The following is a 23,302-nucleotide window of genomic DNA, read 5'->3' on the forward strand; positions in this document are numbered from 1 at the left end:
AGGCTGGAGGGCTATGTCTGCGCCCGTGATCTCCTATCCGCCGGAACTCCCGGTCAGTGCCGCGCGCGACCAGATCGCCGCGGCCGTCCGCGACCACCAGGTCGTCGTCGTCGCGGGCGCGACCGGATCCGGCAAGACCACGCAGCTGCCGAAGATCCTGCTCGAGCTGGGCCGGGAGCGCATCGCGCACACCCAGCCGCGCCGCCTCGCGGCCCGCACGATCGCCGAGCGGGTGGCGGAGGAGCTGCGGGTGCCGCTGGGCGGCCTGGTCGGCTACAAGGTGCGCTTCACGGACCAGGTCTCGGACGAGACCCGGATCGCGCTGATGACCGACGGGATCCTGCTCAACGAGATCCACCGGGACCGGCTGCTGCGCCGCTACGACACGATCATCATCGACGAGGCGCACGAGCGCTCCCTCAACGTCGACTTCCTGCTCGGCTACCTGCACCGGATCCTGCCCGAGCGCCCGGATCTGAAGGTGATCATCACCTCCGCGACCATCGACCCGCACAGCTTCGCGAAGCACTTCGCGGATGCCGACGGCGAGCCCGCGCCGGTCATCGAGGTGTCGGGGCGCACGTATCCCGTCGAGATCCGGTATCGCCCGCTCGTGGACCCGGTCCCTGAGCCGGTCGAAGGGCGCGGGTCCGCGAAGTCCCTTCGACAGGCTCAGGGACCGAAGGGGCGCGACTCGGAGCCCGAGGACGAGGTCACCGCGATCGTGCGGGCGCTGCAGGAGCTGGATCGCGAGGAGCGCGGCGACGTGCTCGTGTTCCTGCCCGGTGAGGCCGAGATCCGCGACGCCGCCGACGCGATCCGCGGCGCCTACCGTTCGCAGACGGCGCCGGTCGAGGTGCTGCCGTTGTACGGCCGGCTATCGGCGGCCGAGCAGCACCGGGTGTTCGAGCCGTCGACCGTCGCGGGGCTGCGCCGGCGGGTGATCCTCGCGACGAACGTGGCCGAGACGAGCCTCACGGTGCCCGGCATCAAGTACGTGATCGACACCGGCACGGCTCGCATCTCGCGCTACAGCAGCCGCTCCAAGGTGCAGCAGCTGCCGATCGAGGCCGTCTCGCAGGCGTCTGCGAACCAGCGTTCCGGCCGCGCCGGCCGCACCAGCCCCGGCATCGCGATCCGGCTGTACGGCGAGGACGACTTCGACAAGCGCCCGGAGTTCACCGAGCCGGAGATCCTGCGCACCTCGCTCGCCGCGGTCGTGCTGCAGATGCTGAGCCTGGGCTTCGGCGACATCGCCGAGTTCCCGTTCCTCACTCCGCCGGAATCCCGCGACGTGCGCTCCGCATTCGACCTGCTCGTCGAGCTCGGCGCGGTGCAGGCGGGACGCGCCGCCTCGACGGGCTCCGGGTCCGAGGCCCCGCGGCTCACCCGGATCGGGCGCGACATCGCCCGCATGCCGATCGACCCGCGCTTCGCCCGCATGCTCGTCGAGGCCGTGCGCACCGAGGTGGTCGTCCCCGTGCTCGCGATCGTCGCCGGCCTGTCGATCCAGGACGTGCGCGAGCGTCCCTCCGCCGACGCACCTCAGGGCGTGCGCGACGAGGCGGAGCGGATGCACGCGCGCTTCGCGGATCCGACGAGCGACTTCCTCTCGATCCTGAACCTGTGGAACCACCTGCGCGAGCAGCAGCGTGAGCTCGGATCCAGCGCCTTCCGCCGGCTCTGCCGCGCCGAGCACCTGAACTACGTGCGGGTGAGGGAGTGGTTCGACGTGCACCGCCAGCTGCGCACGCTCGTGAAGACCGGCCGCGACGGCGACACCCGGACGGTCGACGCCGACGCCGTGCACCGCGCGCTGCTCGCGGGACTGCTCAGCCACATCGGCATCCTGGACGAGCGCAACCTCACCAAGGGCCCGCCGGGGAAGGGCGGGCAGAAGGACCCGAAGCGCCGCATCGCCGAGTACCGCGGCGCGCGCGGGATCCGGTTCTCGCTGTTCCCCGGCTCGGCGCTGCGCAAGAAGGCGCCGCGGGCCGTCATGGCGGCCGAGATCGTGGAGACCTCGCGCACCTTCGCCCGCACGGCCGCCGCGATCGACCCGGCCTGGGCGGAGGCCCTCGCCGGCGATCTCGCGAAACGGCAGATCTCGGAGCCGCACTGGTCGAAGGAGGCGGGCGCGGCCGTCGCCTTCGAGAAGGTGACCCTCTTCGGGGTGGAGATCGTGGCCCGCCGCCGCGTGCAGTTCGCCCGCATCGACCGGCCCGCCGCCCGCGAGCTCTTCCTGAGGCACGCGCTCGTGGAGGGCGAGTGGGATCCGGGCAGGATCGACAAGCGGGTCTCGGCGTTCTGGCGCAGCAACGCCGAGCTGCGCAGGCGCCTGGAGAAGCTCGAGGAGCGCGAGCGGCGCCGCGACATCCTCGTCGGCGACGAGGCGGTGTTCCGGTTCTACGACGAGCGGATCCCCGCCGAGGTCTTCGACGTGCGCTCCTTCGAGGCGTGGTGGCGCGAGGAGCTCGCCAGGACGCCGAAGCTGCTCGTGATGCGCGAGAGCGACCTGATCGAGGACGACGAGCGCGCCGACCAGCGCGACTTCCCCACGCGCTGGACGCAGGCCGACCAGGTGCTGGGCCTCGCCTACCGGTTCGAGCCGGGCGCCGCGGACGACGGCGTGAGCGTGGTGATCCCGCTCGCGCTGCTGCAGCAGGTGCAGGATGCGGGCTTCGACTGGCAGGTGCCGGGGCTGCGCGCCGAGCTCGTGACTGCGCTGCTGCGGGCGCTGCCGAAGGCGATCCGCCGCCACGTCGTCCCCGCCGCGGACTGGGCGGAGAAATTCGGCGCCGATCTGGCCGCCGACGGGCCCGAAGCGCACGCCGGCCTGCCCCCGCGGAGCCTGCGCGAGGCGCTCGCCCGGCTCATCCAGCCCCTGGCGAACCAGCCGATGTCCGCCGCGGACTTCGACATGGAGCGGGTCCCGGCGCACCTGCGGATGAACTTCCGCGCCGTGGACGAACGCGGCCGCGTGGCGGGGTCAGGGCGGGATCTGGCCGCGCTGCAGCGCGATCTCGCCGATCGGTCCCGGGACAGTGTGTCGCGATCGCTGAGCAGGGACACCCCCGCTCGCACGGGCAGCGCCAGGGTCGCGGGGTCCCTTCGACAGGCTCAGGGACCGGGGCCGGCCGCCCAGGGGACGCCCGCGCCCGCGGCGCGCGACGGCCTCACGACCTGGGACATCGGCGAGCTGCCGGAGGTGCTCGACACACGCGTCGCCGGCGGCGTGGTGCGCGGATACCCGGCACTGGTGGACCAGGGCAGGACGGTGTCCCTGCGCGTCGAGGCGACCGCCGATGCCGCCCGTGCCGCGACCCGCGACGGCTTGCTGCGCCTGGTGCTGCTGGGCATCCCCTCCCCCGCGTCCTACGTGCAGGACCACCTGACGAGCCCCGAGAGGCTCGCGCTCGCCGCTTCGCCGTACCCGAACGTCGCGGCGCTCATCGAGGATGCGCGCGCCGCAGTGGCGCGCGCCACGATCGACAGGCTGACGGACGGATCCGGGATCGTGCGCACCGAGGCCGACTTCGCCCGCGTCCGAGACGGGGTCTCCGCGATCGTCGTCGACGAGCTGTTCGCGCTGGTCTCGCTCGTGGCGAAGATCCTGACGAGGGCGCGCGAGGTCGAGCGCGCGATGAAGGGACAGAACTCCCTCGCCCTGCTCGGCACGCTGAACGACATCCGCGGCCAGCTGGCGGGCCTGCTCCCGAACGGCTTCATCTCCATCGCCGGCGCCGAGCGCCTCGCGCACTACCCGCGCTATCTGGACGGCATCCTCGAGCGCCTGCGCACCCTGGCCGACGCGCCGGGCAAGGACCGCACCCGGCTCACCGAGTACGAGCGGATGGCCCAGCAGTTCGCCGACGCCGGCGGCACCATCCCCCTGCCCGCCGATGCTGCGCCGCGGCTCGTGGAGGTGCGCTGGCTCCTCGAGGAGTACCGCGTGAGCCTGTTCGCGCAGCGCCTGGGCACCGCGCAGCCGGTGTCGCCGCAGCGCATCGTGAAGGCCCTCGCCGAGAAGTGACGCGAGCGGCCCGCCGCCCGCGTCCGGACACGTAGCCTGGATCCATGGCTCAGGCGATCGTGCAGACCGAACTCGGCGGACCGGAGGTCCTCACGCTCGTGGAGGTGCCGGATCCGGTGCCCGCGCCCGGCGAGGTCGTGGTGCGCATCGAGGCCGCCGGGGTGAACCCCATCGACGTGAAGCAGCGCAGCGGCTTCCGGCCGCTGCCGCCGATCACCGAGCCCCGGCACCTCGGCTTCGACGGCGCGGGCGTCGTGACCGCGGTCGGTGCGGACGTCGCAGACGTCGCCGCCGGCACCCGGGTGGCGATAAGGGACACCCGCGGCACGTATGCCACGGCCCTCGCCGTGCCGGCCGCTCACCTGACGGCCCTTCCCGATGCGGTCACCGCCGCGGAGGGCGCCGCGCTGGGGATCCCCGCCGGCACCGCCTATCAGTCGCTGCGGTCTCTGGGCGTCGGCGCCGGTGATCTGCTGCTCCTGCACGCGGGATCCGGGGCGGTCGGGCAGGCCGCGATCCAGTTCGCCGTGGCGTGGGGCGCCACCGTCATCGCGACCGGCGGTGAGGCGTCGCAGGAGCGGATGCGCGAGCTCGGCGCGATCCCCGTCGTGTACGGCGAGGGCCTCGAGCAGCGCATCCGGGAGGCCGCCGACGGCCACGAGATCACCGTGGCGCTCGACGGCGCCGGCACCGACGAGGCCGTCGCCGCTTCCCTCGCCCTCGTCGCCGACCGCGACCGGATCGCGACGATCGTGCGCGGCCCGGACGCGGCAGAGCTGGGCATCCGCGCGTTCAGCGGCGGCAGTCCCGTCCCGCTCACGGATCAGGAGCTCGCCTGGCGCGCCGAGGCCGTGCCCGTCGCGGTCGGGCTGATCGCGGAGGGGCGCTTCTCGATCGAGTTCGGCCCCGAGCTGCCGCTCGCGGAAGCCGCCGAGGCGCACCGCCTCATCGAGGCGCACGCCGCGCACGGCAAGATCGTGCTGCGCCCCTGACCGCCGCACGGCGCGCAACAGACGGAAACATCCCGACAGATCCGCGCCTTCGCGCCGGAGGATAGGTGGGTGACCGATGCCGCCGCCTCCGCCCCCGACACCCGTTTCGCGACGAAGCAGGTGCAGGCGGCGTACGTCCCGGGCACACCGCAGAACACCGCGGTGCCGCCGCTGTACCAGTCGGCCGCCTACCAGTTCGCGAACCTCGCGGAGGCGCGCGATCTGTTCGCGCTGCGCCGCGCGGGCAACATCTACAGCCGCAACGCCAGCCCCACCCAGCAGGTGCTCGAGGAGCGCGTGGCCGCGCTCGAGGGCGGCGTCTCCGCCGTCGCCGTCGCGAGCGGTCAGGCCGCGGTCGCGGTGACGGTCCTCGCGCTCGCCGGCCGCGGCGGCCATGTCGTCGCCGCCGACCGCCTGTACGGCGGCACGGTCGACCTGCTCCAGGACACGCTCGACGACTTCGGCATCGGGGTGACGTTCGTCGATCAGGACGACCCCGAGGCCTGGCGCTCCGCCGTCACCGACCGCACGCGGCTGTTCTTCGCGGAGTCCGTGGCGAACCCGCTGGCACAGGTGCTCGACGTGCGCACGGTCGCCGACATCGCGCATGCCGCGGGCGTGCCGCTCGTGATCGACAGCACCGTGACCACGCCGTACCTGCAGCGCCCCGGCGAGCACGGTGCCGACTTCGTCGTGCACTCGGCGACCAAGTACCTGAGCGGCCACGGCGGCTCCCTGGGCGGGGTGACGGTCGACCTGGGCTCCTTCGACTTCGGTGCGGATCCGGCCCGCTGGCCGCAGTTCACCGCGCAGCACGACCGGTTCGGACCGGTGTCGCTGTGGGAGCGGTTCGGCCAGGGCTTCGCCTTCGCGGTGCTCGTGAAGGCGAAGTACGTGCATGACCTGGGACCGTCGCTGTCGCCGTTCAACGCGCACCAGATCCTGCAGGGCATCGAGACCCTCGACCTGCGCGTCGCCCGGCAGAGCTCGTCCGCCCTCGCGATCGCCGAGGCCCTCGCCGCGAACCCGGCGATCGCCGCGGTCCACCACCCCGGCCTCGCGGGCAACCCGTGGCACGGGCGGGTCGCGCACTACCTTCCGCACGGCGCACCCGCGGTGTTCTCGATCGACCTCGCGTCCACAGGCGACGAGGACCGCGACCAGGAGCGCGTGGAGCGCTTCGTCGACGGCCTCCGCGTCGTGCGGCTCGTGGCGAACATCGGTGACGCCCGCTCGCTCGTCGCGCACCCCGCGTCGATGACGCACTCGCACCTGAACGCGGCGCAGCGCGCCGCCGCCGGCATCAGCGCGACCACCGTGCGCCTGTCGATCGGCATCGAGGATCCGGCCGACATCCTCGCCGACCTCGAGCAGGCGCTCGCCCTCGCCGTGGTCGAGCCGGAGCTCGCCACGGCCTGAGCGCTTCAGGTCGGTGCGTGTCCGGTCGGAGCGTGCGCGCCCGACGACCAGGATCCCCGCGAGTACGCTGATCCCGTGCCGATCCTGAACAAAGACATGACCCTGTGCATCTCGCTGTCCGCGCGCCCGAGCAACAACGGCACGCGGTTCCACAACCACCTCTACGAGGCACTGGGTCTGAACTGGATCTACAAGGCCTTCGCCCCCACCGACCTCGCCCAGGCGATCGCGGGCGTGCGCGGCCTCGGCATCCGCGGCTGCGCCGTCTCCATGCCGTACAAGGAGGACGTGATCGCCCTCGTGGACCGGATGGATCCGTCCGCCACCGCGATCGACTCCGTCAACACGATCGTGAACGACGACGGCGTGCTCACGGCCTACAACACCGACTACTCGGCGATCGCGCAGCTCATCGCGCGCAACGCCTTGGATCCGGCGTCGTCCGTGCTGCTGCGCGGATCCGGCGGGATGGCGAAGGCCACCGCGGCCGCCTTCCGCGACGCGGGCTTCACGCACGTCACGATCGTGGCGCGCAACGAGGAGGCGGGGCGCGCCCTCGCCGGCCTCTCCGGCTTCGATTGGGCCGCCGACCTGGGCGACCGCACCGCGGACATCCTCGTCAACGTCACCCCGATCGGCATGGCGGGCGGCGCCGAGGCCGACGCGCTGTCGTTCCCGGGAGCCGCGATCGAGGCCGCCTCCGTCGTGTTCGACGTCGTGGCGCTCCCCGCCGCGACCCCGCTCGTGCGCGCCGCCCGAGCAGCCGGCAAGACCGTGATCTCGGGTGCCGAGGTCGCGACCCTGCAGGCGCTCGAGCAGTTCGTGCTCTACACCGGCATCCGCCCCAGCGACGAGCAGGTCAGGGCCGCCGAGGAGTTCATGCGGGCGCAGTGACCGGAGCTCGCTCGGTCCCTGAGTGAGCCGAAGGCGAGACGAAGGGCCCGGTAGACTCGGACGGTCATGCCCTCCGTGTCGAACTACCCCGCTCCGCGCCTGGATTCCCGCCCCGTCGAGACGTTCCGCGCCACGCTCGGCGACCTCGCCGCGCACCTCGGTGCCCCGGCCCCGGAGCGCGCGGACGCGGCGTTCACCGGGGTGGCGCTGTCCACCGACCACGTGCGCGCGGGCGACCTGTTCCTCGGGATCCCGGGCGCGAACGCCCACGGCGCCCGGTTCGCCGCGAAGGCGGTCGAGGCCGGGGCGTCCGCGGTGCTCACCGACGCCGCGGGGGCAGCGCTCGTGCCCGACGGCGTTCCCGCGCTCGTGGTCGCGGACCCCCGCCGCGCAGCAGGTCCGGCGTCGGCGTTCCTCTACCGGGATCCCGTGGCGTCGATGACGTCGATCGGCATCACGGGCACGCAGGGCAAGACGACCACCGCGTTCTACGTCGCGGCGGCCGCGGGCATGTCGCAGTCCGGCACGATCGGATCCATCGGCACGACGGTCGGCGACGACTTCTTCCCGCCGGTGCTGACCACACCCGAAGCCCCCGAGCTGCAGGCGCTGTTCGCGGTGATGCGGGAGCAGAAGCTCAGCACGGTCGCGGTCGAGGCGTCCAGCCACGCGCTCACGCTGGGGCGTGTGGACGGGTTCGCGTTCGACGCGGGCATCTTCCTGAACCTCGGACACGACCACCGCGACTACCACCCCACGCAGGCGGACTACTTCGCCGCCAAGGCGCTGCTGCTGACCCCGGAGCACGCGAAGGTCGGCATCGTCGACATCGACTCGCACTGGGGGCGCGTGCTCGCCGCGCAGGCCACCGTGCCGGTGCTCACCACGTCGGCGAGCGGATCCGAGTCCGCCGACTGGCGCGCCGAGGACGTCGAGCTGCGCGCGCACGGATCCTCGTTCACCGTCCGCTCGCCCCGCGGGGAGCGCGTGCACTTCTCGACGCAGCTGACCGGCGCCTTCAACGTGAACAACATCCTCGCCGCCGTCGCCGCCCTCGTGGAGACGGGCCGCGACCTCGCCGATCTCGCACCGGGGATCGCCGCGCTGCCCAGCGTCGAGGGGCGCCTGCAGCGGTTCGACTTCGGCCAGCCGTTCACCGCGATCGTCGACTCCGCGCACAAGCCCGAGGCGATCAACGCCGCCCTGCGCGCCATCCGCACGACCACGCCCGAGGGCCGCCTCATCGCCGTCCTCGGCGCGAACGGGCACCGCGACGCCGCCAAGCGCCGGATGATGGGCCGTTTCGCGGCCATGTTCGCCGACGTGCTCGTGATCACCGACGACAACCCCTACGACGACGATCCCGCCGAGATCCGCGCCTCGCTCATCGACGGCGCGCGCTCCAGCGTCGTCGAGATCGTCGAGATCGCCGACCGTCGCGAGGCGATGGCGGCGGCGGTGCGCATGGCGCGTCCGGAGGACACCGTCGTCGTCCTCGGCAAGGGCCACGAGCGCTATCACGCCCTCGCCGACGGCGAGATCCCGTGGTACGACCCCGACGTTCTGCGCGAGGTCATCGAAGCTCTCTGACGGGCCGTCAGCGGTTCCGGATCCGGATCGGCACCGGATCCCGGATCCGTGGACGGAACATGTATCAGGGAGCCACTATCGCTCTCCTGCCCCGTGTGGAGACAATGGGCGCCATGACGGCCACGGATGACCGCACGCAGCCGCCCGAGGAGCGCGACGACGCCCCCGGAGCGGAACGGCCGCGCTGGGAGCGCGCGGCCGAGCTTTTCGTGCGCTGGCGCGACGGCGAGCCGCGCGCGATGGACGAGCTGGTGCGCCTGATGACACCGGTGCTGTGGCACGTCGCGCGGGCGTACGGGCTCGATCGTGCGCTCGCCGAGGACGTGGTGCAGTCGACGTGGCTGGCCCTCGTGCGGCGGAACGCGGCGATCGAGGAGCCCCTCGCGGTGTCCGGCTGGCTGACGCTGTGCGCCCGGCGCGAGGCCTGGCGCGTGGGGCGCCTCCAGCGCAGGTCGGATCCCACCGAGACGGACGACCTCGAGCCGCTCCTGCCGCGCGGGGAGTCGGCCGAGCACCAGGCGCAGCGCGGTTCGCAGGCCGGTGCGCTGTGGCTGGCGGTCGGGGCGCTGAACTCGCGCTGTCAGAGGCTGCTGCGTGTGGTCGCGTTCGACGAGCGGCCGGACTACGCGCGGATCGCACAGGATCTGGCGATGCCGGTCGGCTCGATCGGGCCGACCCGGCAGCGGTGCCTGGGCAAGCTCCGGGCGCTGCTGCAGAAGGACGGATGGGAGGAGGAGGACCATGACCGTTGACGAGACCGCGGCCGACGCGGCGCTGTTCGCTCGGCTGCGTGTGATGTGGGAGGCGGAGGACGGGATGCCCGCGGGGCTGGCGGACCGCATGGTCGCCGCCCTCGCGGTGGAGGACCTGGGCCGAGAGTACGCCCTGCTGACGCTCGTGGAGCATGAGGGGCTGGCGGCGGTGCGCGGTGAGGCCGATACCGCGACCCTGCAGTTCAGCGACGGGCGCACCGGGGTGGTGCTGCACGTCACGGCGACCGATGCGGACCTGCGTCGCGTGGACGGCTGGGTCGACGGAGACGCGCTGGCGATCCGTCTCGCGCAGGGCGACCGGATCTGGAACGCGGAGGTCGCCGGGCCGGGACGGTTCGCGTTCGACGGGGTGCCGGCGGGGCTGTCGGCGCTGCGGCTGATCATCCGGGGCGCAGACGGCGCGCCGAGCGAGTTCCGCACCCCGCAGTTCGAGGTGTGACGCAGGACACGGGATGCCGGACGACGGATCGAGCAGGAGGCGCAGATGGCACAGGACGGCGATGGCGGACGCGGCGGCGGCGGAAGCGGGCCGGAGCACCGCCCTCGACCGGGCTGGCGCGAGCGGGAGCGCGCCGCGCGGGTGCGAGCGGCGGTGCTGGACATGACCCTGCAGCCGGCCCGGGGGCCGCGTGCGCACACGACTGTCTACGAGCCTGACGTGCTGCTGGTGCGCCCCGAGTTCTTCGAGGTGGACAACACCGGCAGACGCGGCGATGAGCGCCTCGCCGAGCTCGCCCGGATGCTCGGCTGGGATGTCGCGCCGGAGCGACTGGAGGACGCGGGCCGTGAGTCCGCGCCCGGTGGATCCTCTGGCCGGGGACGCTCCGGAGTCGCGGACTCGACGCGACTGCGCATCTCGGTGTCGGCGGGTGCGGCGCGCGACGGACGCCCGCTGCACGCGCCGGACGCCTGGCGCCTGCTCGTGGCGGCCCGCGACGACGGCATCCAGGGTGTTGCGCTGAACCACGTGCTCGGGATCCACCCGTTCACCGGGAATCCCTTCACCGGAAACCCGTTCACCGGAAACCCGTTCACGGGAAACCCGTTCACCGGAAACCCGTTCACCGGCAATCCCTTCACCGGAAACCCCGCAGGTCTCGCGAGCTACGCGTTCCCCGGCCTGGGCGGGCGGACGCCCGCCGCCTGGACCGGTCCGGCACCGCTGCGCACCCCGCTCGCGCCGGGGACGCGCCGGCCGGTGGTCGCCGTACTCGACACCGGCTGCGGCGTGCACCCCTGGTTCGGCAACCGTCCCGGAGAGCACCCCGCCGACCCGGTGCTGATCGAGCGGACCAGCCTCGGCGGCGAGCCGCTCGGGCTCATCGATCCGACGACCGACCCCGAATCGCACCTGTCGCTGAGCGAGCCGCTGGACGGGCACCTGGATCCGGTCGCGGGGCACGGCACCTTCATCGCGGGGCTCATCCTGCAGGCGTGTCCGGAGGCGCAGATCCTGCCGGTCCGCGTCTCCGACGGCACCGGGACCATCGTCGAGAACGACCTGCTCGGTGCGCTCGGGCGCATCGTGGAGCTGCTCGAGCACGACGCGCTGCACCTCGACGTGATGAGCCTCTCCTTCGGGTTCTTCCACGAGTCCCCCGGCGCCGAGGAGACGCTGAGCGAGTTGTACGCGCTGCTGCGGCGGGTGCGCAAGGCCGGGTGCGTCGTGGTGTGCTCGGCCGGCAACGACGCGACGGACCGGCCGTCCTCGCCCGCCGCGCTGTTCGCGTGGGGACGGGAATCGGGCATCGACCCCGCAGACGAGCAGGATCTGGCTCCGCACGTCTCCGTCGGTGCACTGAACCCCTCCGGTCGCTCCGTGGCGCTCTTCTCGAACATCGGCCCGTGGGTGCGCACGTACGCCGTCGGGGTCTCGGTGCTGTCGACGCTCCCCACCGCGTTCGACGGCGGCACGCAGGCCGGCATGCGGCACGACCTCGAGCATCGGCGGCGCGAGACGCTCGACCTCGACGACTTCGCAGGAGGGTTCGCCGTCTGGAGCGGCACGTCGTTCGCCGCCCCGATCGTCGCCGGGCGGATCGCGCACGAGCTCGGCGCAGGAGCCCCGACCGCCCGTCCCGCGGAGACGATCGCCGACGCCGTGCACACCGTGCTCGATCGCTGCGCCCAGGAGGACCTGTCACACCGCTAGATCCCGTGCGGGAAGGCACTCCCGCCACGGGCCTCGAAGCGCCATGCTGTGAGGGTGACGCTGACGGCCGAGGAGCTGTACCGGCGCGGCCGCGCGCAGCTGAACGCCGGGCGCAACGCCGCGGCCCGGCGCGAACTGCTGCGTGCGCGGGCCCGCACCGAGGATCCGAACCTCCGCGCCCGGATCGCCGGGTCCCTCGCGGCGATCACCATCCGCCAGGGCGATCGCGCCTCCGCGGAGGCGATCTGCGTGGAGGCCCTCGCCCTGGCGGGGCTGTCGACGGCGACCGCCGCGATGCTCTATGGACAGCTCGGCCTCGTGGCGCTCGAGCGGGGAGACCTCGCGAAGGCGCTGGCGCTGCTGGACCGCGGGATCGCCGGCATCGGCGAGGAGGTGGAGCACCGGGGCCCGATGCTGCTCAACCGCAGCGTCGCACACATGCAGGCCGGCCGGCTCACCGCCGCGATCGCCGATCTCGATCGAGCGGTGCCGGACTACGCGGCGACCGGCGACGAGGTCTCCCGTGCCATGGCGGTGCACAACCGCGGTTACGCGGCGCTGCTCGCCGGTGACCTCGTCCCCGCCCTGGAGGGGATGGGCGAGGCCCGGGCGGTGCTCAGCACGGCCTCGGCGGTGAACGCCGCGATCTGCGACCGGGATCGCGCCGAGGTGCTGCGGGACGCCGGCCTCACCCGCGACGCGGAGCACACCCTGGAGCGGGTGATCCGGGTGTTCGGCGCGCATCGCATGCGGCAGGCGCGCGCCGAGGCCGAGTTCCAGCTCGCGCGATCGCTGCTGAGCCACACCCCCGAACGCGCAGCGCCGATCGCCGCGGCCGCGGCTCGGCGGTTCCGCGCGGTCGGCAGCGAGTCCTGGGCCGTGCGCGCCGAGGCGGTGCGGCTGCGCGCGCTGCTGACCGTGGAGGCCGACGGCCGCGCGACCTCCGTGCGAGCGCCGGCCGACGACGCGGTGGAGCGCGTCGAGGCGCAGCTGCGCGCGCACCGGATGCGCGCCGAGGCGGCGTCCCTGCAGCTGACATGGCAGCGCCACCACGCGCAGACCGGCGTGGACGTTCCTCCAGGGCGGTCCGCGATCCGGGTGCCGCGCGACGCGCCGCTGCAGGTGCGGCTCCTCGCGCAGGAGGTGCGCGCGGCGCGCGCCGCCGCCGCCGGTGACGACGCACGCGCGCGGCGGATCGCGGCGGCGGGACTCGACGAGCTCGCGGGCTGGCAGGCCTCGTTCGGCAGCCTCGACCTCGCCACGGCCCTCGTGATGCACGGCGCGGGCCTGCTCTACGCGGGGCTCGGCGCCGCGGTGCGGTCGGGCCGCCCCGAGGTCGTGTTCGACTGGTCGGAGCGCGCCCGCCACCTCAGCCAGCAGACCGTGCCGCTGCGCCCGCCCCCGGATCCCGGGCTCGCCGCCGATCTCGCCGAGCTGCGGATGCTGCGCTCCGAGGCGGTCTCCGGCGACTGGCTCGCCGGGCCCCGCGCGGCTGCGCTGAGCGCCCAGGTGCGTCAGCGCGAGTGGTCGTCGATCGGGCGCGCCGGGGGCAGACGGCGCATCACGCTCGCCGAACTGCAGGCCGGGCTGGATCCGGATACCGCGTTCGTCGCCTACGCGTACCAGCGGGAGGGCCTCGTCGCGGTCGCCGTCACCGCCGACGAGGCGCGGGTGGTCGACATCCCGCGCTGGCCCGCGGCGCGTCGCGCGATGGCGGGCCTGCGCGCCGACCTGGACGTCTCGGCGACCGTGCGCCGCGGCCCCATGGGCGACGTCGTGCGGCGCGCCCTCGACGAGCGTCTCGCGGCCCTCTCCGACGCGCTGCTCGCGCCCGTCCTGCCGATCGTCGGGGACCGCCGCCTGGCGCTCGCCACGGCCGCGATCCTCAACGGCGTGCCCTGGGGCATGCTCCCCGCGATGCGCGGACGCGTGTTCACCCTCGCCGACTCCGCGACGCAGTGGCGGGAGCCGCACGATGCCGCACCGTTCCGAGGCGCCGGATTCGCCGTCGGTCCGCGCGTGCCCCGCGGACCGGAGGAGGCCGCGCGGGGGGCGTCCGCGTGGCCGCGAGCACGGGTCCTCCAGGACGACGACGCCACCGTCGATGCCGTGACGGCGCTGACCGGGCAGGTGAGCGTGCTGCACATCGCGGCGCACGGCCGGCACGCCGACGGCAACCCCATGTTCTCCGGTCTGGAGCTCGCCGACGGCGCGCTGTTCGGCTACGACGTGGATCGCGTGACCCCGGTGCCGGACACCGTGGTGCTGTCGGCGTGCGAGGTCGGCCGCTCGTCGGTGCGGTGGGGGTGGGAGGCGATCGGGATGACGCGGGTGTGGCTGCACGCCGGCACCGGCACGGTGATCGCCACGCCCGTGATCGTCGCCGACGACGATGCCTGCGAGCTGCTCGGCGCGCTCCATTCCGGTCTCGCGGCGGGGCTGCCGCCGGCGCACGCGCTCGCCCTGGCCTCCGAGCGGACCGGCGTGGTCTCGTCGTTCCAGACGCACGGCCGCGGATTCTGAATCCGATGTATCAGGACGGACGCCGCCTGCTCTTGTTCCGCGGATCGACATGGTGCGGTCGGCGGAGGCCGGCCGCTGGGGCACCGTGGGTGTGGGGATGTGCGCAGTCGGGTTGACGCACAGCGATCCGTTTCCGGGGGTGCCGCCGAGGGGACCGGCGGCACCCCCACCTCTTTCCGCGCGCCCGCACCGATCCCTCCGCGCGCCTGTCCGGGTCCCTCGTCCGCTCGTGCGGATCCCTCGCCCGCGACGCGGGTCAGCTCTCCAGCGGATCCTCCTCGGCGGGCACCGGCCCGACCTCGACGGGACGCCGCGGAGTGTTCGACCACGCGCTCCAGGATCCGGGATACACCGTCACCTCGCGCCCGATGAGGGCTCCGGCGAGCGCGAGCTGCGCCGCGGTGACGCCGGATCCGCAGTACGCCGCGATCGGCACCTCCTCCCCGACGCCCACGGCCTCGAACGCCGCCTCGATCTCGGACGGGCTGCGGAAGCGGCCGTCGTCCGTGAGCACCTCCGTGATCGGCAGGTTGCGGGCGCCGGGGATGTGGCCGGCGACCGGATCGATCGGCTCGGTCTCCCCGCGGAACCTCTCGGGGGCACGGGCGTCCAGAAGCACCCCCGTCCACGCCGCGACCTCGTCCGTGTCCAGGACGTCCGCCGCGCCCGGGCGGCCGAGCACGACGTCGCCCGGCGGCGGCACGACCTCGCCCTCCTCGACCGCTCCCCCGGCGGCGCGCCAGGCGCTGAGACCGCCGTCCAGCACCCGCACATCGACGACCCCCGCGCGACGCAGGGCCCACCAGGCGCGCGAGGCCGGCAGCGAGCGCGTGTCGTCGTACACGACGACGGTCTGCCCTTGGCGGATCCCCCAACGCCGCGCCGCCTGCTCGAGCTCCTCGTCGGACGGGAGCGGGTGGCGACCGTCCGAGGGCGCTCCGTGGGCCGCGAGCTCGGCCTCCAGGTCGGCGAACACGGCGCCCGGCAGGTGTCCGGCGAGGTAGTTCTCGTGCCCGTCGCTGTGTCCGAGCCGGTAGCGCACGTCGAGGATCCGCGGCTCCGTCCCCTCGGCGAGGAGGGCGACCAGTTCCGCGACGGTGATGAGATCGGCCATGGCCCCCATCATGCCAATCCCGCGCGCCGCCGGGATCGCGCGCGGATCCACGGCGCGGATCGGATGCCCCTACGCTGGAGGCATGACCGGCCACACTCCACCAGCGCTGGGCTGGGGCATTCTCGCCACCGGCGGCATCGCCGCCGCCTTCGCCGCCGACCTGCGCACCGCGGGGCGCGACCTCGTCGCCGTCGGCTCCCGTTCGCAGGGGTCCGCCGACGCCTTCGCCACCCGCTTCGGCATCCCTCACGCTCACGGCTCCTATGAGGCTCTGGCCACGGATCCCGACGTCGACATCGTCTACGTCGCGACTCCGCATCCGATGCATCACGCCGCGGCCCGTCTCGCACTCGAGCACGGCAAGCACGTGCTCGTCGAGAAGGCATTCACGCTGAACCGCGCCGAGGCACAGGATCTCGCGGATCTGGGTCGTGAGAAGGGCCTGCTGGTCATGGAGGCGATGTGGACGCGCTACCTGCCGCACATGGCCCGCATCCGGGAGATCATCGCGGCCGGCACGCTGGGCGAGATCCGCGCCGTGTCCGCCGACCACACCCAGGCGCTGCCGATCGACCCGGCCCACCGCCTGAACGCGCTCGAGCTCGGCGGCGGCGCGCTTCTCGACCTCGGGATCTACCCGATCTCCTTCGTGCACGACCTGCTCGGCGCGCCCCTCACCGTGCAGGCCACGGGCCGCCTCGTCGAGACCGGTGCCGACGCCGAGGTCGCCACGATCATGACGCACTCAGGCGGCGCGATCTCCACCACGCTGTCGTCGTCGCGTGCGGCGGGTCCCAACACGGCCGTCGTGCTCGGCACGCTCGCGCGCATCGAGATCGACCGGGTCTGGTACTCCCCCACCACGTTCCGCGTCGTGGCAGCCGACGGCACGATCCTGGAGGAGTTCGACGGACGCACCACGTCCCATGAGCGCGGCGGCGGCCGCGGCATGCAGTACCAGGCCCTCGCCGCCGAACGCTACGTCGCGGACGGGACGCTCGACAGCGACCTCCTCCCGGTGGCGGAGTCCGTCGCGATCATGGGCCTGCTCGACGACATCCGCGCGCAGATCGGCGTCCGGTACCCGGACGAGACCGTCTGACCGACCGGGAGGAGAACCCATGGCCGAACCGCAGGACACCCGCGTCGCCGTCTACCTCGACTTCGACAACATCGTCATCTCCTGGTACGACCGCGTGCACGGACGCAACGCGTACAGCAAGGACCGGCAGCGGATCCAGGAGAACCCGGGCGACGCCGAGGTGGCGGAGCGGCTGCGCTCTGCGACGATCGACGTCGGCGCGATCATCGACTACGCCTCGTCGTTCGGCACCCTCGTGCTGACGCGCGCCTACGCCGACTGGTCGTCCCCGGTGAACGCCGAGTACCGCTCCCAGCTCGTGGCGAGGGCCGTGGACCTGGTGCAGCTGTTCCCCGCGGCGGCGTACGCGAAGAACGGCGCCGACATCCGGCTCGCGGTCGACGCGGTGGAGGACATGTTCCGCCTCCCCGATCTGACGCACGTGGTGATCGTCGCCGGCGACAGCGACTACGTGCCGCTCGCCCAGCGCTGCAAGCGCCTCGGCCGCTATGTGATCGGCGTGGGCGTCGCCGGCTCGACGGCGAAGTCGCTGGCGGCGGCGTGCGACGAGTTCGAGGCGTACGACTCGCTCCCGGGCGTCGAGCGTGCGACGACCGAGGCGGAGCCTGCTCAGAAGAAGCCTGCGACCAAACAGTCTCAAGGCGCGCGCAAGCAGTCCCGCGCGGCTGCGGAGAAGGACGAGCCCACGAGCACCACCGCCCAGGACCAGGCCACGGCGACCCTCGTACGTGCGCTGCGCCTCGGTCACGACAAGAGCGACGGCGACGAGTGGCTGCACAGCTCGGCCGTGAAGACCCAGATGCGGCGGATGGATCCGTCGTTCAGCGAGAAGGCCCTCGGCTATCGGTCTTTCAACGCCTTCCTCAAGTCTCGCGCCGACATCGCCGAGCTCGAGGAGTCCGGGCACGAGCGCCTGGTGCGCCTCATCGAGAGCTGAGACCGGTGCGCGGCGGATCGACCGATCCGCGCCGGACCATCCGGATCCGGCCCACGCTCCCCTGCGAGCTGCTCTCGCGTTCAGGTCGCGAAATCTGCTCTTCCGCCCTGTCCGGAAGCGCAGATTTCGCGACCTGGGCCATTTCGGCATGTCGCCCCTCGAAGTTGCCGCCGTCGGCAGGCGCTGAGCCGCGCACATCTCAAAAGATCACGGTTTCATAACGCGCTTTGCGTCAAGGCGTTTGACGTTCCTACCGTCAACATCAATCGATTGACGTCGTGGATCAAACGATTGATGTCCGCCCACTTCATTGCTGAGGATGCCGCCATGGTCACGCTGAAGGATCTCGCCGCCGCCGCCGGCGTCTCGCCGTCGGCAGTGTCGCTCGTCCTCAACGACCGGCATCTCGGCCGCGTGAACGAGCAGACGGCGCTGCGCATCAGAGAGGCCGCGGACCGGATGGGCTACGTCCCGAACGTGCTCGCCCGGAGCCTGCGAACGAAGCGGACGCAGACGATCGGCGTGCTGTCCGACGGCGTCGCCTCGGTCCCGTTCGCCGGACGGATGCTCGAGGGGGTGCAGACCGCGGCATGGGATGCCGGCTACCTCGCCATGATCATCGACACCACCCACCGCAGCGAGCTCGTCGCGCAGTCGGCCAAGTCCCTTCTGCAGCGCGACATCGAAGCCATGATCCTGGCCGTCGAATATCCCCGTCTCGTCGAGCTGCCTCCCGTGCCGCCGACCATCCCGCTGATCGTGATGGACGGACTGCCGGACGATCCCGACAAGGCCGACAGCGTCGTCCCGGACGAGGTCGGCGGCGCCTACGCCGCCGTCGCGCACCTCATCGAGGCCGGACACTCGCGCATCGCGTTCTGCAACGTCGGGGGCGACGTGTTCATCGCCTCCAAGCTGCGCCAGGACGGCTACGCCAACGCTCTCCGGGATCACGGCCTGGAGTTCGATCCGGATCTGGTCCTGACACTGGACGATCCGAGCACAGCCCACGCCTTCGACCTCCTCCGGGTGCTGCTGTCGCGCGACGATCACCCCTCCGCCGTGTTCTGCTTCTCGGACCAGATCGCCCTCGCCGCCTATCAGGCATGCACCGAGCTCGGTCTGCGGATCCCGGACGACCTCTCGGTGGTGGGGTTCGACGATCAGAGGTTCATCGCAGACGCCCTCCGCCCCGGTCTCACGACGGTGCGGCTACCGCACTTCGACATGGGACGGTGGGCCGCTCAGCGCGCCATCGACCGGATCCATGGCGACGCCGGAACCGGCACGACCGCCGTCGCCCTGCCGTGCCCGCTGATCACCCGCGCCTCGGTGGGCCCGCCGAAGCTCTGAACAGTCCCTCCTGATCGTCCGGTGCCGCCATCGACACCGGTACTCGGCGCGCGCTCGCGCGCCGAGCCCCACCCAGAAACCCTTCCGCACACCTGAAGGAGAAACACCCATGGCAACCCTCACGCGCACGATCCTGCGCGCCGCCGCCGGCATCGCCGCCGCGGCGATCGCCGCAACCTCACTCGCCGCCTGCAGCGGCAGCGGCGGCTCGACCGAGAGCGGGACCTTCACCATCCTGCAGTACGAGGACCCCAACACGGCTCAGGGGCAGGGCTGGCAGCTCGCCCTGCAGATCTTCAAGAAGAAGCATCCGAAGGTCAAGGTCGACTTCCAGACCACGAGCTTCGACGCGATGCGCCAGAACGCCAAGATCACCCTGACCGGGAACAAGGTCCCCGACGTGATCGAGTTCAACAAGGGGAACGCCGACGGAGGCCAGCTCGCCGGCCAGGGCCTGCTCGAGCCCCTCACCGATCAGGTCCACAAGCGCGGCTGGGACAAGAAGGTGACCGGCGGGATGCAGTCGTTCGCGAAGTACGACGACAAGGGGCTCGCCGGTTCCGGCGACTGGTACGGCATCCCGAACATCGGCGAGTACGTGATGTTCTACTACAACAAGGCCCTGTTCGCGAAGGCGGGCATCACGTCGGAGCCGAAGACGCTCGACGAGTTCGAAGCGGACATGGACAAGCTCCTCGCCGCGGGGATCACCCCCATCTCCAGCTCCGCGTCGACCAGCCAGGGCTTCAACCAGATGTGGGTCTGGTATTCGCTCGTCTCCGCTCAGGCGGACCGGAAGTCCATCGACGACTACATGTTCCTCCGCAAGCCGGTCGACTTCGCCAAGGCCCCCTGGAAGGACGGTGCGGAGAAGTTCCAGTCGTGGATCGACAAGGGCTACGTCGGCACCCAGTTGGGCGGCCTGAACTTCGAGCAGGCGACGGTGAACTTCCTGAGCGGCGAGAAGGCCATGTTGATCTGGAACCAGGGGACCTTCGAACGGATCCGCAAGGACGCCACGTTCGACTGGGGCTACTTCACGCTGCCCGGGGCCCACATGCAGATGGGCTCGAGCGGGCACCTCTGGGGCGTCCCGGCGAACGCGAAGAACAAGGAGCTGGCGTACGACTGGATCGACACGACCCTGAGCCCCGAAGTGCAGAACAAGATCGGCGAGCTCGGCGGACTCCCCCTCGCCGGTGATGCATCGACCATCAAGGATCCGATCACGAAGGCCTACACCGAGAGGTTCGACGAGCTCGTCGAGAACGACTCGCTGTCCTACTACCCGGACTACCCCGTGCCCGGCTTCCTCGACTTCATCCAGTCGAACATGCAGGCGATGTCGAACGGCAACCTGACCGCCGACGAGTTCACCGCGAAGCTGCAGAAGTTCTACGACGACGGGCGCAAGGCCGCGCTCGCCGGCTGACCGCCCGGGGGTCGACGGGTGCATCCATGACCCGCCGGCCCCCGCCGGGCGGTCCCTGAAGGGGAACCCATGACAACCACACTCACCGCACGACGCCGTCCGCTCGAACGGCGAGGGGCCTACTGGCTCTACCTGCTTCCGCTCGGCGCCGGCTTCCTCGCCGTCGTCGCGGCGCCGTTCGCCATGAACATCTACACGAGTCTGTTCGCCTGGAAGGGCGGTCAGGCGCGGATGCGCTGGGTCGGCATGCAGAACTACCTCGATCTGTTCTCGGACGCCTCGTTCTGGCATTCGTTCCAGAACACGCTCGCCATGATCGTCGCCATCACGGTGATCCCGACCGCCATCGGCGTGCTGCTGGCCGCCCTGCTCTTCGACTATCTCGGCCGGCGATTCGGCGACAGGGCCATCGCCGTGCTCCGTGCGACCTATTACGTCCCGCAGATCCTGCCGATCGCCGTCGCCGGATTCATCTGGTCGTGGATCCTGGACACGCAGAAGGGATCCATCAACCTCGCGCTCAAGGGCCTCGGGATCGCCGCCCCGCCGGACTGGCTGGGCGATCCGAGCATCGCGATCTACGCGGTCATGATGATGCTCATCTGGCTGCAGATCGGCTACCCCGTCGTGGTCTTCATGTCGGCGCTGCAGCGCGTCGACCCGGAGCTCTACGAGGCCGCTGAGCTCGACGGCGCGGGCTGGTGGCGCCGGTTCCAGGCGATCACGATCCCGCAGATCCGCCCCGAGATCTTCGTCGTCGTGCTCACCGCCACGATCGCCGCCCTCAAGGTCTTCGCCCCGATCCTCATCCTCACCGGCGGCGGCCCCGAGGAGTCCACGATCGTCCCGTCCTACTACGCCTACCGCAACTTCTTCGAGCTGTCGCGCGTGGGATACGGATCTGCGATCGCGACCGTCATGTCCGTCGTGATCTTCATCGTCGCCGCCGTCATGCTCACGTGGCAGTCGCGGGAAAGCCGGAAGGAGCACCGCTGATGCCCACCACCTCGCTCATCTCCCGGACGGCGTCCGCCAAGCCCCGGCGCTCGCCGATGAACGGGATCATGCTCGGCGTCGCGATCCTGGCCGCGATCGCGATGGCGTCGCCGTTCCTGCTGCTGGTCCTGAACGCCTTCAAGACGAGCGCCGACTACTCCGCGCACGGGCCGCTCGCCTGGCCGACGACCTTCACGTTCGACTCCTTCGACGCGTACCTCCGTCGCGTGGACTTCCCACTGGCGCTGTGGAACTCGGTGCTCAGTTCGGCCGTCATCGCCTTCGGCGGCACCGCTCTGGCCCTGCTCGCGTCGTACGCGATCGGGATCGGGAGGATCAGAGCGCACACCGCCGTCACCGCGATCCTCCTCATCGCGACGATGGTGCCGCACGAAGCCCTGATCTACCCGCTCTTCTACGGCGCGCAGGCGACGAAGACCCTGAACACCGTGTGGTCGATCATCATCGTCTTCACCGTGCTCTACGCCGCGTTCGGCACCTACATCCTGTCCAGCGTCATGTCCACGTTCCCGCGCGAGGTCCTGGAGGCGGCGGCGATCGATGGCGCCGGGCATTGGCGGATCCTGTGGCGGGTCGTCTTCCCTATCGTCCGCCCGACACTGTCAGTGCTCGTCGTCTTCATCTTCATCTGGTCCTGGAACGAGTTCTACATCCCGCTCATTCTGCTCGCGGATCCCTCCTCGCAGACCGTGCCGATCGCGCTGTCCACGCTGCGCGGACAGCACTCGATCGACATCACCGTCGTCAACGCCGGCTCGCTGCTGTCGCTGATCCCGACGCTGGTCTTCTTCCTGCTGTTCCAGCGCACGATCAGCCGCGGCGTCACCGCCGGCGCCGTCAAGTAACCCGTCAAGAGAAATGAGAGAACCCATGTCCACGCACTGGAGCAGCCTGCGCAACCGCGGCCGGATCCGGACCCGTGCCATCAACGCCGAGAACCCGACCGGCGCCGTCGGGGCGGCAGCAGCCGCGAGCTCCGACCTCGGCCCCGGACGCAAGGGCAGCGCCTGGTACGACCTTCCCCCCGGGGGCACCCTCACGCTCGCCGACATCGAGGGGAGCGGCGTCATCCGGCACATCTGGATCACCATCACGGACCGCACGGAGGCCGGGCCTTTCGTGCTCCGGGACGTGATCCTGCGCATGTACTGGGACGGCGCCGAGCACCCGCAGGTCGACGTTCCCCTCGGAGACTTCTTCTGCAACGGCTTCGGCCAGCGCGCCCTGGTCACCTCCGAGCCGATCGTCGTGGCACCGACCGGAGGCATGAACTCCTACTTCCCGATGCCGTTCCGCACCGGGGCGCGGATCGAGGTCGTGAGCGAGCACGCGGGCGACATCGGCGGAGTCTTCTTCCAGATCGACTACACCCTCGGCGACGACTTCGACTCGTGGCCCGGATACTTCCATGCGCAATGGCGGCGGAGCAACGGCACGACCTCCCTCGGCGAGGACCACGTGATCGTGGACGGCATCCGCGGCACCGGCACATACGTCGGCACCTACGTCGCCCTCGCCTCGCTGCAGCGCTTCTGGTGGGGTGAGGGCGAGGTCAAGTTCTTCATCGACGGCGACACCGAGCTGCCGACGCTCTGCAGCACCGGTCTCGAGGACTACGCCGGCGGCGCGTGGGGCTTCCAGAACGGCCTCCACCCGGTACCGGAGCCCTACCCGATCACGTTCTCCGCACCGTACTGCGGCTACCCGTTCGCGAGCGCGAAGGACGAGACACGGGCGTCGGACTTCTGGACGCCGATGCTGCCCATGCACGCGATGTACCGCTGGCATCTGCCGGACCCGGTCTTCTTCCAGTCCGACCTCCGCGTCACGCTCCAGCAGATCGGCACCTGGCAGCACGGGCTGTTCGAGCGGTGCGACGACATCTCCACCACCGCGTACTGGTACCAGTCGACCGTCGCCGAACGCTTCGCGGCCCTGCCGTCCGCAGCGGCGCGCACACCGCGCTGACGC

17 protein-coding genes are annotated in these 23,302 nt (G+C 71.7%); 16 read left to right on the forward strand and 1 reads right to left on the reverse strand.

Translation table 11 applies throughout. The annotated features are described in order from the left end of the window. Nucleotides 1-13 precede the first annotated feature (13 nt). The 9 genes from hrpA to ACYQ1L_RS14050 all read left to right on the forward strand — a co-directional run bounded on the left by hrpA (nucleotide 14) and on the right by ACYQ1L_RS14050 (nucleotide 14,376). Nucleotides 14-4,033, forward strand: a complete 4,020-nt coding sequence (gene hrpA / locus ACYQ1L_RS14010; protein WP_460004688.1) for an ATP-dependent RNA helicase HrpA — start codon at nucleotides 14-16, stop codon at nucleotides 4,031-4,033. 44 nt (nucleotides 4,034-4,077) lie between these two features. Then, complete coding sequence (locus ACYQ1L_RS14015) at nucleotides 4,078-5,025, forward strand: quinone oxidoreductase family protein (RefSeq protein WP_460004689.1); 948 nt, start codon at nucleotides 4,078-4,080, stop codon at nucleotides 5,023-5,025. A 69-nt stretch (nucleotides 5,026-5,094) separates the two neighbouring features. Continuing rightward, nucleotides 5,095-6,444 (forward strand): O-acetylhomoserine aminocarboxypropyltransferase/cysteine synthase family protein, encoded by a 1,350-nt coding sequence (locus ACYQ1L_RS14020; protein ID WP_460004690.1) that lies wholly within the window; start codon nucleotides 5,095-5,097, stop codon nucleotides 6,442-6,444. 75 nt (nucleotides 6,445-6,519) lie between these two features. Continuing rightward, nucleotides 6,520-7,338: a shikimate 5-dehydrogenase gene (locus ACYQ1L_RS14025; RefSeq protein ID WP_460004691.1), complete on the forward strand. Its 819-nt coding sequence runs from the start codon at nucleotides 6,520-6,522 to the stop codon at nucleotides 7,336-7,338. Nucleotides 7,339-7,404: 66 nt separating this feature from the next. Next, a complete protein-coding gene (locus tag ACYQ1L_RS14030; RefSeq protein ID WP_460004692.1) occupies nucleotides 7,405-8,928 on the forward strand; it encodes a Mur ligase family protein in 1,524 nt (507 codons plus the stop codon). A gap of 113 nt (nucleotides 8,929-9,041) precedes the next feature. Continuing rightward, nucleotides 9,042-9,680 carry an RNA polymerase sigma factor gene (locus tag ACYQ1L_RS14035; RefSeq protein ID WP_460004693.1) on the forward strand — a complete coding sequence of 213 codons (639 nt, stop codon included), beginning with the start codon at nucleotides 9,042-9,044 and terminating at the stop codon, nucleotides 9,678-9,680. Beyond that, nucleotides 9,670-10,140, forward strand: coding sequence for a hypothetical protein (locus tag ACYQ1L_RS14040; RefSeq protein WP_460004694.1), 471 nt, complete (start codon nucleotides 9,670-9,672; stop codon nucleotides 10,138-10,140). Before ACYQ1L_RS14035 ends, ACYQ1L_RS14040 begins: the two co-directional genes overlap by 11 nt. A 45-nt stretch (nucleotides 10,141-10,185) precedes the next feature. Continuing rightward, on the forward strand, nucleotides 10,186-11,853 hold the full coding sequence (locus ACYQ1L_RS14045; protein WP_460004695.1) for a S8 family peptidase: 1,668 nt from the start codon (nucleotides 10,186-10,188) through the stop codon (nucleotides 11,851-11,853). 54 nt (nucleotides 11,854-11,907) lie between these two features. Continuing rightward, nucleotides 11,908-14,376 (forward strand): CHAT domain-containing protein, encoded by a 2,469-nt coding sequence (locus ACYQ1L_RS14050; RefSeq protein WP_460004696.1) that lies wholly within the window; start codon nucleotides 11,908-11,910, stop codon nucleotides 14,374-14,376. 256 nt (nucleotides 14,377-14,632) lie between these two features. Here the strand turns inward: ACYQ1L_RS14050 and ACYQ1L_RS14055 are convergent, their stop codons facing one another. Next, nucleotides 14,633-15,490: a sulfurtransferase gene (locus ACYQ1L_RS14055; RefSeq protein ID WP_460004697.1), complete on the reverse strand. Its 858-nt coding sequence runs from the start codon at nucleotides 15,488-15,490 to the stop codon at nucleotides 14,633-14,635. A gap of 82 nt (nucleotides 15,491-15,572) precedes the next feature. On the opposite strand from ACYQ1L_RS14055, the gene ACYQ1L_RS14060 reads away from it, so the two are divergent. The 7 genes from ACYQ1L_RS14060 (at nucleotide 15,573) to ACYQ1L_RS14090 (ending at nucleotide 23,299) form a co-directional block, all read left to right on the forward strand. After that, nucleotides 15,573-16,592 carry a Gfo/Idh/MocA family protein gene (locus tag ACYQ1L_RS14060; protein WP_460004698.1) on the forward strand — a complete coding sequence of 340 codons (1,020 nt, stop codon included), beginning with the start codon at nucleotides 15,573-15,575 and terminating at the stop codon, nucleotides 16,590-16,592. A 19-nt stretch (nucleotides 16,593-16,611) separates the two neighbouring features. Beyond that, on the forward strand, nucleotides 16,612-17,529 hold the full coding sequence (locus tag ACYQ1L_RS14065) for an NYN domain-containing protein (protein ID WP_460004699.1): 918 nt from the start codon (nucleotides 16,612-16,614) through the stop codon (nucleotides 17,527-17,529). Nucleotides 17,530-17,856: 327 nt separating this feature from the next. Next, on the forward strand, nucleotides 17,857-18,882 hold the full coding sequence (locus ACYQ1L_RS14070; RefSeq protein WP_460004700.1) for a LacI family DNA-binding transcriptional regulator: 1,026 nt from the start codon (nucleotides 17,857-17,859) through the stop codon (nucleotides 18,880-18,882). A 109-nt stretch (nucleotides 18,883-18,991) separates the two neighbouring features. After that, nucleotides 18,992-20,314, forward strand: coding sequence for an ABC transporter substrate-binding protein (locus ACYQ1L_RS14075; RefSeq protein ID WP_460004701.1), 1,323 nt, complete (start codon nucleotides 18,992-18,994; stop codon nucleotides 20,312-20,314). A gap of 69 nt (nucleotides 20,315-20,383) precedes the next feature. Further along, nucleotides 20,384-21,310: a carbohydrate ABC transporter permease gene (locus ACYQ1L_RS14080; protein ID WP_460004702.1), complete on the forward strand. Its 927-nt coding sequence runs from the start codon at nucleotides 20,384-20,386 to the stop codon at nucleotides 21,308-21,310. Then, nucleotides 21,310-22,176, forward strand: a complete 867-nt coding sequence (locus ACYQ1L_RS14085) for a carbohydrate ABC transporter permease (RefSeq protein WP_460004703.1) — start codon at nucleotides 21,310-21,312, stop codon at nucleotides 22,174-22,176. Before ACYQ1L_RS14080 ends, ACYQ1L_RS14085 begins: the two co-directional genes overlap by 1 nt. Nucleotides 22,177-22,201: 25 nt before the next feature. Beyond that, nucleotides 22,202-23,299, forward strand: coding sequence for a glycoside hydrolase family 172 protein (locus tag ACYQ1L_RS14090; RefSeq protein WP_460004704.1), 1,098 nt, complete (start codon nucleotides 22,202-22,204; stop codon nucleotides 23,297-23,299). The last annotated feature ends 3 nt before the right edge of the window (nucleotides 23,300-23,302 follow it).

The organism is Microbacterium xylanilyticum (genome assembly GCF_054654695.1).

Excerpts from the sequence above, each read along its gene's own strand:
- ACYQ1L_RS14090 (WP_460004704.1), top strand. The coding sequence starts at position 22,202 with ATGTCCACGCACTGGAGCAGCCTGCGCAACCGCGGCCGGATCCGGACC.
- ACYQ1L_RS14040 (WP_460004694.1), top strand. The coding sequence starts at position 9,670 with ATGACCGTTGACGAGACCGCGGCCGACGCGGCGCTGTTCGCTCGGCTG.
- ACYQ1L_RS14015 (WP_460004689.1), top strand. The coding sequence starts at position 4,078 with ATGGCTCAGGCGATCGTGCAGACCGAACTCGGCGGACCGGAGGTCCTC.
- ACYQ1L_RS14055 (WP_460004697.1), bottom strand. The coding sequence starts at position 15,490 with ATGGCCGATCTCATCACCGTCGCGGAACTGGTCGCCCTCCTCGCCGAG.
- ACYQ1L_RS14085 (WP_460004703.1), top strand. The coding sequence starts at position 21,310 with ATGCCCACCACCTCGCTCATCTCCCGGACGGCGTCCGCCAAGCCCCGG.
- ACYQ1L_RS14070 (WP_460004700.1), top strand. The coding sequence starts at position 17,857 with ATGGTCACGCTGAAGGATCTCGCCGCCGCCGCCGGCGTCTCGCCGTCG.
- ACYQ1L_RS14065 (WP_460004699.1), top strand. The coding sequence starts at position 16,612 with ATGGCCGAACCGCAGGACACCCGCGTCGCCGTCTACCTCGACTTCGAC.
- ACYQ1L_RS14045 (WP_460004695.1), top strand. The coding sequence starts at position 10,186 with ATGGCACAGGACGGCGATGGCGGACGCGGCGGCGGCGGAAGCGGGCCG.
- ACYQ1L_RS14030 (WP_460004692.1), top strand. The coding sequence starts at position 7,405 with ATGCCCTCCGTGTCGAACTACCCCGCTCCGCGCCTGGATTCCCGCCCC.
- ACYQ1L_RS14060 (WP_460004698.1), top strand. The coding sequence starts at position 15,573 with ATGACCGGCCACACTCCACCAGCGCTGGGCTGGGGCATTCTCGCCACC.
- ACYQ1L_RS14080 (WP_460004702.1), top strand. The coding sequence starts at position 20,384 with ATGACAACCACACTCACCGCACGACGCCGTCCGCTCGAACGGCGAGGG.
- ACYQ1L_RS14075 (WP_460004701.1), top strand. The coding sequence starts at position 18,992 with ATGGCAACCCTCACGCGCACGATCCTGCGCGCCGCCGCCGGCATCGCC.
- ACYQ1L_RS14035 (WP_460004693.1), top strand. The coding sequence starts at position 9,042 with ATGACGGCCACGGATGACCGCACGCAGCCGCCCGAGGAGCGCGACGAC.
- hrpA (WP_460004688.1), top strand. The coding sequence starts at position 14 with ATGTCTGCGCCCGTGATCTCCTATCCGCCGGAACTCCCGGTCAGTGCC.